The following is an 8,207-nucleotide window of genomic DNA, read 5'->3' as shown; positions in this document are numbered from 1 at the left end:
CTCACGTCGAGCTCTTTCGTATTCTTCGATGCTCAGCAAAACCGCGGCGGCTCTACCCCGCTGAGTGATGACCAGGGGCGCCTCGCTCTTCCGCAATCGCTTCAGCACATCTGCGGCGTCTTGTCGAAGGTCGGTAATGGGAATGACTTCGGGCAGTTTGCGCATACTCTCTAAGGTACAATCTAGAGTACGTTCAGAAGGTAGTCAACTTGGTCGACGCTCACACCGAGAACGATCCACAAATCGAAACGGGGCGCCTCTATCGGCCGCGAGTCAGAACGCGACCTTCGGGGCCTCGCGTTCCTGAGCGATCTCCACCTCGAAGAGCTCCGCGGCCGCGAAGCCCATGCTGCTGGCGACGAGGACGTTGGGAAACCGCTCTCGGGCGGTGTTGTAGGTCGTTACCGCGTCGTTATACGCCTGGCGCGCTCGGGCCACGGCGTCCTCGGTCGAGGTCAGCTCTTGCGAGAGCTGCATCATGTTCTGATTGGCTTTGAGGTCGGGGTAGGACTCCATGAGGGCAAAGAGCCGGCCCATCGCGCCGGTCAGGGCCGCCTCCGCGCCCGTGAGACCCCTCATCGCACCCGTGTCGCCGGGCTCGGCGGCGGCGCGCTTTTCCGCCGTCAGGGCCTGATTTCGAGCCTGGATGACTGCTTCGAGGGTCTCACGCTCGTGCTTCATATAGGCTTTCGCCGTCTCGACCAGGTTGGGAATGAGGTCGTAGCGGCGCTTGAGCTGGACATCGATCTGCGCGAATGCATTCTTGTACCGATTGCGCAGCGACACGAGGCGGTTGTAGATGCCGATGAGAAACACGACCAGGAGCACGATGATGCCGAGAAAAACCAGGGCTCCGAACATAGGGACTCCTTTCCCTCACGCGGTTTCGACGTCGCGCAAACCCAGCTCCTCGATGCTCTGCTCGCGCATGACGAATTTCTGCACCTTTCCCGTTACCGTCATGGGAAAGGAGTCGACGAACTTGAAGTAGCGAGGGATCTTGAAATGCGCGATCTCGCCCCGGCAGAACTCGCGCAGCTCGTCTTCGGTCACGCTCTCGCCTTCGCGCACTCTGACCCAGGCCATGATCTCTTCCCCGAATTTCGGATCGGGCACCCCGATGACCTGCACATCGCTCACCTTGGGATGGGTGTAGAGGAACTCCTCGACCTCGCGCGGGTAGACGTTCTCGCCTCCTCGGATCACCATATCCTTGATGCGTCCGACGATGTTGACATAGGCGTCCCCATCCATGACCGCGAGATCCCCGGTGTGCATCCAGCGGGCCCGATCGATGGCTTCGCGAGTGGCTTCCTCCTGGTTCCAGTAGCCGAGCATGACGCTGTAGCCGCGAGTACACAGCTCGCCCGGGGTGCCGATGGGGACGGTCATGCCCGTCGTCGGATCCTGTATCTTGGCTTCCAGGTGCGGGTGGATCTGCCCGACGGTTCCCACGCGTTTGGCCAACGGAGCGTCCGGACGCGTCTGAAAGCTGACGGGGCTCGTCTCGGTCATGCCGTAGGCGATCTCGACCTCGCCCATGTGCATGAGATCGACGACTTTCTTCATGACCTCGATGGGACAGGGCGAGCCCGCCATGATCCCGGTTCGCAGGCTGGATAGGTCGAATCGGGCGAAGTGGGGGTGATCGAGCTCGGCGATGAACATGGTCGGAACCCCATAGAGTGCCGTCGCTCTTTCCGCCTCGACGGTCTCGAGGACCCGCTTCGCGTCGAAACCCTCGCTCGGATAGATCATCGTCGCCCCGTGCGTCATGCAACCGAGATTGCCCATCACCATGCCGAAACAGTGGTAGAGCGGCACCGGGATCACGAGCCGATCGCGATGGGTGAATCTCATCCTCTCGGCGACGAAGTAACCGTTGTTCAATAGGTTGTGATGGCTGAGCGTTGCGCCTTTCGGGAAGCCGGTGGTCCCGCTCGTGTACTGGATGTTGATGGGATCGTCGAACTGCTGATCTTTCTGTCGCCGGGCGAGCGCATCCTCGGTGACGTCTCTCGACATCGCCAGCAACTCGTCCCATAGCACCATGCCCTCGGCCTCCTCTTTGCCGAGAAGGACTCGGTGGCGCAGCTCCGCAGGCGGATCGATCTCTCGCATCATCCCGACGTAATCCGAGGTCTTGAAACGCCGCGCGAGAACCACGGCGGTGCAGCCCGATTGTCGCAGCGCGTACTCGAGCTCGTGGCGACGGTAGGCGGGATTGATGTTGACGAGAACCGCCCCGACTTTGGCCGTGGCGAACTGGGTGATCGTCCACTCGGCCCGGTTCGGGGCCCAGATGCCGACGCGCTCCCCCTTTTCGATGCCGAGTGCGAGAAGCGCTCGAGCGCAGCGATTCACCTCGTCGAGCATCTCGCGGTACCTGAGCCGCAGGTTCTGATGGGGGACGACGAGGGCCTCGTTGTCGGGAAACCGGGCTGCCACGTCGTCCAGCATGTCGCCGATCGTCAGGCCGAGCAGCGGCTGGTCGCTCGCCCCGCTCGCATAGCTCCACCGACTTCCGGCCATGGCTTCCGCCCTACATATCACGATTCGGCCGCAAGAAACGGACCGTGGCTCAGGGAGCCGTTGGCGGCTCGACGTCCGTGAGCGCGACGTCCTCCCACACGATGCCATGTCGAACCTGCTGGGCGCGAAGGTGCTCGCAGATGCGAGCGGTCGCCTCGGGATGGTTCAAGGTGTAGAAGTGGATGCCGGGAGCGCCGTTTCTGAGCAGCTCCTCCGCCTGATTGACGGCAATCTCGACGGCGAGCTCGAACTGGGAGTCGGGATCGTCCTGATAACCTTCCATGCGCTTGCGGATCCAGAGGGGCAGGTCCGCTCCACACTTTTCCGAGAATCGTGCCACCTGCTCGTAAGGCGCGATCGGCATCAGACCGACGACGATCGGAATGTCGACTCCGCGGTCTCTGACCTCATCCACGAAATGAAAATACGCGGCATTGTTGAAGAAATACTGCGTGACCGCGGCGTCGGCGCCCGCTTCCACTTTCTTGACGAAGTTGTCCACGTCGCTACGGAAGCTAGAGGCTTCGGGGTGCCCTTCGGGGTAACAGGACACGAGGATGTGGAAGCCCCCCCGTTCCCTGACGAACGAGACGAGCTCGTTCGCATAGCGAAAGCCTCCCGCAGGGATGGGAACGACGGCCGCGGTCTGCTCGCCGAGCAAGGGGACATCTCCGCGCAGCGCCAACACCCTCCGGAATCCCGCGGCGGCGAAGCTGTCGAGGTGAGTCCCCACCTCTTCCAGGGTCAGACCGAGGCACGTGATATGCGGCACGACGTCCACCCCCATGACGTCTCGTACTCCGACCGCCGCTTCGAGGGTCCGAATATTCCCGCTCCCGCCGGCGCCAAAAGTCACGGAGGCGAAATCGGGCTCGAACTCGGCCAGACGGCCCGCCGTTTCCTTCAGTTTCCTCCACCCCGCGGGGGTCTTCGGAGGAAAGAACTCGAAAGAGACGTGGGGTGGATGACGCGCGAGTCGCTTCATCGAGGGGAGCCCGCGAAAAGATACGCCTCCCGGTCCGGCCCAGTGGGACATGATGGCCGGTATGCTAGCGGCTCCAGGGTACCCGCGCAAGGTCGACAGAGCGGTTGCAAGGTCCGCGATTGGCCGCTATCGTAAATAGATGGGGTTTGGGGGGGCGCCATGACACCACACCAGTTTGGCCGCTACGAGGTCCAGGGTGAAATCGGCCAGGGTGCGATGGGAAGGGTCTACAAGGCCTTCGATCCGCTTGCCAATCGCACCGTTGCCATAAAGGCCATCAAAGACGAGATCCTCGCCCAGGACGAGTCGGGAGAGTACCTGAAACGCTTTCAGCGCGAAGCCCGCGCCGCGGGAGGGCTGTCTCATCCCAACATCATCACCATCTTCGACGTCGGCGAGAACTATTTCGTCATGGAATATCTCGACGGCAAGAGTCTTCTGAGCGTCATCTCGGAGCGGGGTGCTCTCAGCCTCGAAGAGACCCTCCAGATCGTTTCTCCGGTGGCCGACGCGCTCGAGTACGCGCACCGGAAGGGGGTCTTCCACCGCGACATCAAGCCCGGGAACATCATGCTCATGGGTAACGGTCGCCCCGTGGTCACCGACTTCGGCCTGGCGCACCTCGAATCGACGGTGCTGACCACGGCCGGGCAGTTCCTCGGGTCGCCCTCCTACATGGCGCCCGAGCAGATCGTCGGTGAGCCAGTGACCTATCGGTCGGACCTGTTCTCACTGTCGATCGTGACCTACGAAATGCTCACGGGACGAAAACCCTTCCCCGGTGACAACGTCACGACGGTGGTCTACAAAGTGGTTCACTCACCGCCCGTTCCGCCGCAGGACTACAATCCTAAGCTCCCGCGCGACTATGAAGGCGTGTTCGCCCGCGCCCTCGCCAAGAAGCCCGACGAGCGTTTTGGAACATTCTCGGAGTTCGTAGCGGCGCTCAACCTCGAGGCCTTCGAGCAGTTGGGAAGCGTATCGTCATCGGGATCGACTTCAGGGGGGGCTCTGACGGAGTCCTCGTTTGGAGCAGAGACGGTCGGGATATCTCCACCCTTGGGAGGTCCCGCGGTCGACGAGTCCACCGCCAGCATCACCGAGCGACAGAGTCGTTCGAGGCAGGGTGGCCTCCCGCGAGCTCTCGCAGGCGTGGGGCTCGTCGCGCTCCTGGCCGTCGTGGGCTCGCTTGCGTGGCTCCCCAACCGCGAGGTCCTGATGGACGCGGTGGTCCAAACGAGTCCCCCGGGGGCCGATGTGTGGATCGATGGTTCGCTCAAAGGAGTATCTCCCCTCACGGTCGAGAGCCTTGCTGCGGGCGAGCATTCCGTTCGAGTCGCCAAGGACGGGTTTCTCCCGTTCGAAGATCGGTTCGAGCTCGCGGCCGGGTCGAAAGAGCCGCTGAGCTTCGCCCTGCAACCCGCCCGGATGAGCCTGTTCATGGAGTCGGTTCCCACTGGGGCCACCGTGAAAGTCGACGGGCATTCGATCGGGCAGACCCCGATTGAGGATGCACAGCTCGAGCCCGGTCAGCATGAGATCGAAGTCGTGAACGACGGTTACGCCTCCTGGGACTCAGTGGTCGTGGCCCAGGCGGGAGAGACCGTCAACCTCGTGGCTCATTTGCGCCTGACCGCCAAGCCAAAGGACGAGACGCCCCGCGCCTCGGCGACACGCAAGACGAAACCAGGGGATCTCATCGAGCTCGGTCCCGGCGATCCTTCTCCCAAGCGGGTCTCGGGCGAGCCACCCGCCTATCCGGCGATTGCACGCCGCTTGAATCAGCAGGGGCGCGTCACCGTGGAGTTCGTCCTCGACGAGAACGGCGTGCCGACCGAGCTCCAGGTGATCGAGTCGGCCGGGGAGGTGCTCGATGCGGCGGTACTCGAATCGCTTTCGACCTGGCGCTACGAACCGGCCCAGAAGGACGGCGTGAAGGTTCGGGTCAAGATGCGGGTCCGCCAGAGCTTTCGTCTCGGAAGCCGATAGACGAAGAGCGAGACAGCTCGCCGTGATCGGCCGCTCCTCCAGTTGTATAGTGCTCCGATGTTCCCCCGTGCCCTCGCCATCGGGTGCGTTTTCTTGGCCGCAGGTTGCCGGAACGGCCAGTCCCCGAGCGTAATCGCCTTCGTCGATGATGCCGAGCCGTCGTCGATAGGGTCGTTCACGCTTCTGGGGGAGACGAGGCAGGCGCTCATGACGCCGCCCGGAAGGGGGGCTTCTTTCGAGGTCGTCGTGCCCGACAACCCCGCGATGCGGCTCGCCATCGCCGCATCGACGTTGGGGGCTCCGGTCCTCCCGGCACCGGTCACGTTTCGATTGGTCGTGAACCGAGCGGTCGTCTTTGAAGAAGTCGTTCGGCGCTCCCGTGCCAACCGCTGGCACCCGCACGACGTCGAGCTGTCGGCTTACGCCGGTCAAAGGGTCCGCCTCGAGTTCCAAGCGGAATCTTCCGCTCGCCAGGGCTCGCTGCCCCTCTGGGGATATCCATCCCTCGTGGCGCGGGGGCACGTGCCCGAAAGGCCGAACATTCTCCTGATCTCGATCGACTGCCTACGTGCCGATCACCTCGGCGTCTATGGTTACGAACGCGAAACGACGCCGAACCTCGACGCCCTGGCGAAGCATGCGGTCGTCTTCGGCCAGGCAATGGCGACGTCCTCGTACACGCTGCCGACCCATGCCTCCATGCTCACCGGTCTTCCCCCTTCGTTCCACGGCGCGACGATCAAGAGGCCCGTCTCTCGCCAGGTCGATTATGCCCCCGAGCTCCTGGCACGAGCCGGCTATCGCGTCGAGGCAATCGTTTCCGCGCCCTTTCTCTCACAGGTCTACGGCTTCGAGCGCGGGTTCCACAGGTACCGTCTCGTTTCGGGTCGCGCCGCACAGCTCGTCGACGAAGCGCTCCGCTCTCTCCGCGACGCCGAAGGCCAGAGTCATTTTCTGTTCCTGCACCTCTTCGACGTGCATATGCCCTACACGCCGCCGCGCGAGTTCCGGGCGCGGTTCGGTGAGAGGCCGCCCGACATCACCGCCCTCGTCGAGCAGGTGGAAAAACGGGCTCCGCCTTCGAGCCCGCGCGAGATAGAGCAGATCATCGCACTCTACGACGGAGAGATCGCCTACGTCGACCGGGAGCTCGGACGCCTCGTCGACGCCCTCCGGTCGTCGGGCGCCTACGATCGGACCCTGATCGTCGTCACCGCCGACCACGGCGAGGGCTTCCACGAGCACGGAGCCTGGGAGCACGCTCGCCCCTGGCAATCGGGACCGGGCCTCTACGACGAAGTCCTCCACGTGCCCCTGATCGTGAAATGGCCCGGCGCCTCCACCGGGGCACGAGTCGAGAGCGTCGTCAGTCAAGTCGACATCTTTCCGACGTTGCTCGCCGTCGCTGGTCTGTCCGAAACGACGCCCTGGGCGCGCGATCTCGCGAGTCCGCCGAGCCCAAGGAGAGTCCTGGCCGAGCTCGCCGTCGAAGGAGTGGACGGCGCCGTGGTCAGGCAGGTGGCATTGCGAGACGATCGATTCAAGTACATTTGGAGCGACGACGGCGAGGAGCTCTATGACCTCGCGACTGACCCCGAGGAGACGAAAAGCTTGGCCGCGACCGACGATGCGCGACTCGCGGAGTTTCGTGCGGCCCTCGGGGATTTTCTGCGCCAGGCGAGTGAAGTCCATTCGACCGAAGAGGAGATTTCCCTGGATGGAGCTCTCCTCGAGCAACTGGAGGAGCTCGGATACGTGCAGCCGGCGGTTCCGCCCGACGAAGACCGGGGAGCCGAGAGATGACTCGGCCCTCGGGTTGAGATAACGTTCCGGAGCCGGGAGGGGTCGTTTGCGTCAGGTCCGCATGGGGATGGTCGGCGGGGGCCGGGATGCCTTCATCGGTGCGGTGCATCGGATGGCGGCGCGGCTCGACGGGCGGATCGAGCTCGTCTGTGGCGCTTTCAGCTCGGATCCCGAGCGCTCCCACGCCTCGGGGAGAGAGCTGCTCGTCCGTCGCACCTACGGCACGTACGAGGAGATGCTCCAGAACGAGAAGGATTTACCCGAGGACGAGCGGATGGAGCTCGTGTCCATCGTGACGCCGAACCATCAACATTTTCCTGTTGCCCGATTGGCGCTCGAGTCGGGATTTCACGTCATCTGCGACAAGCCCCTCGCGATGAGCCTGGATGAGGCCAGACGGCTCGAAGTGCTCGTCGTGAAGAGCGGCCTCCGTTTTGGGGTCACGTACAACTACTCGGGCTACCCGATGGTCAAGGAAGCGAGGGCGCGGGTGGCAGCGGGGGAGCTCGGAACGATCCGGCGGGTGGTGGTCGAGTATCCCCAGGGCTGGCTTGCGACTCGGCTCGAATCGACGGGGCAGAAGCAAGCCGAATGGCGGACGGACCCGCGGCGAGCGGGAGCGAGCTGCTGTGTGGGCGATATCGGTACCCACGCCGCCCACCTCTGTGAGTACGTCACCGGGCTTCGGATTTTGGAAGTCGCTTCCGAGCTTTCGACATTCGTCGAGGGACGGCCTCTCGACGACGATGCGAGCTTGCTGCTTCGTCTCGAAGAGGGCGCGCGCGGGGTCCTCTGGGCGAGTCAGATCGCGATCGACGAGGAGAACGGCCTGAACCTCCGTGTGTATGGAGAATCGGGAAGCCTCGCGTGGCGACAGGAAGAGCCCAACTCGCTGCTC

General features: G+C 63.6%; 7 protein-coding genes. 3 read left to right on the top strand and 4 right to left on the bottom strand.

Features of this window, described 5'->3' with window-relative positions; genetic code table 11:
- The 4 genes from VEK15_31655 to metF form a co-directional block, all read right to left on the bottom strand.
- On the bottom strand, positions 1-165 hold a 165-nt coding region (locus VEK15_31655), incomplete at its 3' end, for a type II toxin-antitoxin system Phd/YefM family antitoxin (GenBank protein HXV65294.1).
- Between the two features lie 108 nt (positions 166-273).
- Positions 274-861 (bottom strand): LemA family protein, encoded by a 588-nt coding sequence (locus VEK15_31650; GenBank protein ID HXV65293.1) that lies wholly within the window; start codon positions 859-861, stop codon positions 274-276.
- 15 nt (positions 862-876) lie between these two features.
- Positions 877-2,532, bottom strand: coding sequence for an AMP-binding protein (locus VEK15_31645; GenBank protein ID HXV65292.1), 1,656 nt, complete (start codon positions 2,530-2,532; stop codon positions 877-879).
- 49 nt (positions 2,533-2,581) lie between these two features.
- Positions 2,582-3,517: a methylenetetrahydrofolate reductase [NAD(P)H] gene (gene metF, locus VEK15_31640; protein HXV65291.1), complete on the bottom strand. Its 936-nt coding sequence runs from the start codon at positions 3,515-3,517 to the stop codon at positions 2,582-2,584.
- Positions 3,518-3,676: 159 nt separating this feature from the next.
- Here metF and VEK15_31635 point away from each other — a divergent pair, with 159 nt between their 5' ends.
- The 3 genes from VEK15_31635 to VEK15_31625 all read left to right on the top strand — a co-directional run.
- On the top strand, positions 3,677-5,506 hold the full coding sequence (locus tag VEK15_31635; GenBank protein HXV65290.1) for a TonB family protein: 1,830 nt from the start codon (positions 3,677-3,679) through the stop codon (positions 5,504-5,506).
- A gap of 57 nt (positions 5,507-5,563) precedes the next feature.
- Entirely contained in the window at positions 5,564-7,309 is a 1,746-nt protein-coding gene (locus VEK15_31630) for a sulfatase (protein ID HXV65289.1), read from the top strand.
- A gap of 61 nt (positions 7,310-7,370) precedes the next feature.
- On the top strand, positions 7,371-8,207 hold an 837-nt coding region (locus VEK15_31625), incomplete at its 3' end, for a Gfo/Idh/MocA family oxidoreductase (protein HXV65288.1).

The sequence above is a fragment of the Vicinamibacteria bacterium genome, assembly GCA_035620555.1.
Lineage (GTDB): Bacteria > Acidobacteriota > Vicinamibacteria > Marinacidobacterales > SMYC01 > DASPGQ01.
The sequence above is the reverse complement of the archived record's forward strand: the minus strand, read 5'-3'. Positions and strand labels throughout refer to the sequence as shown.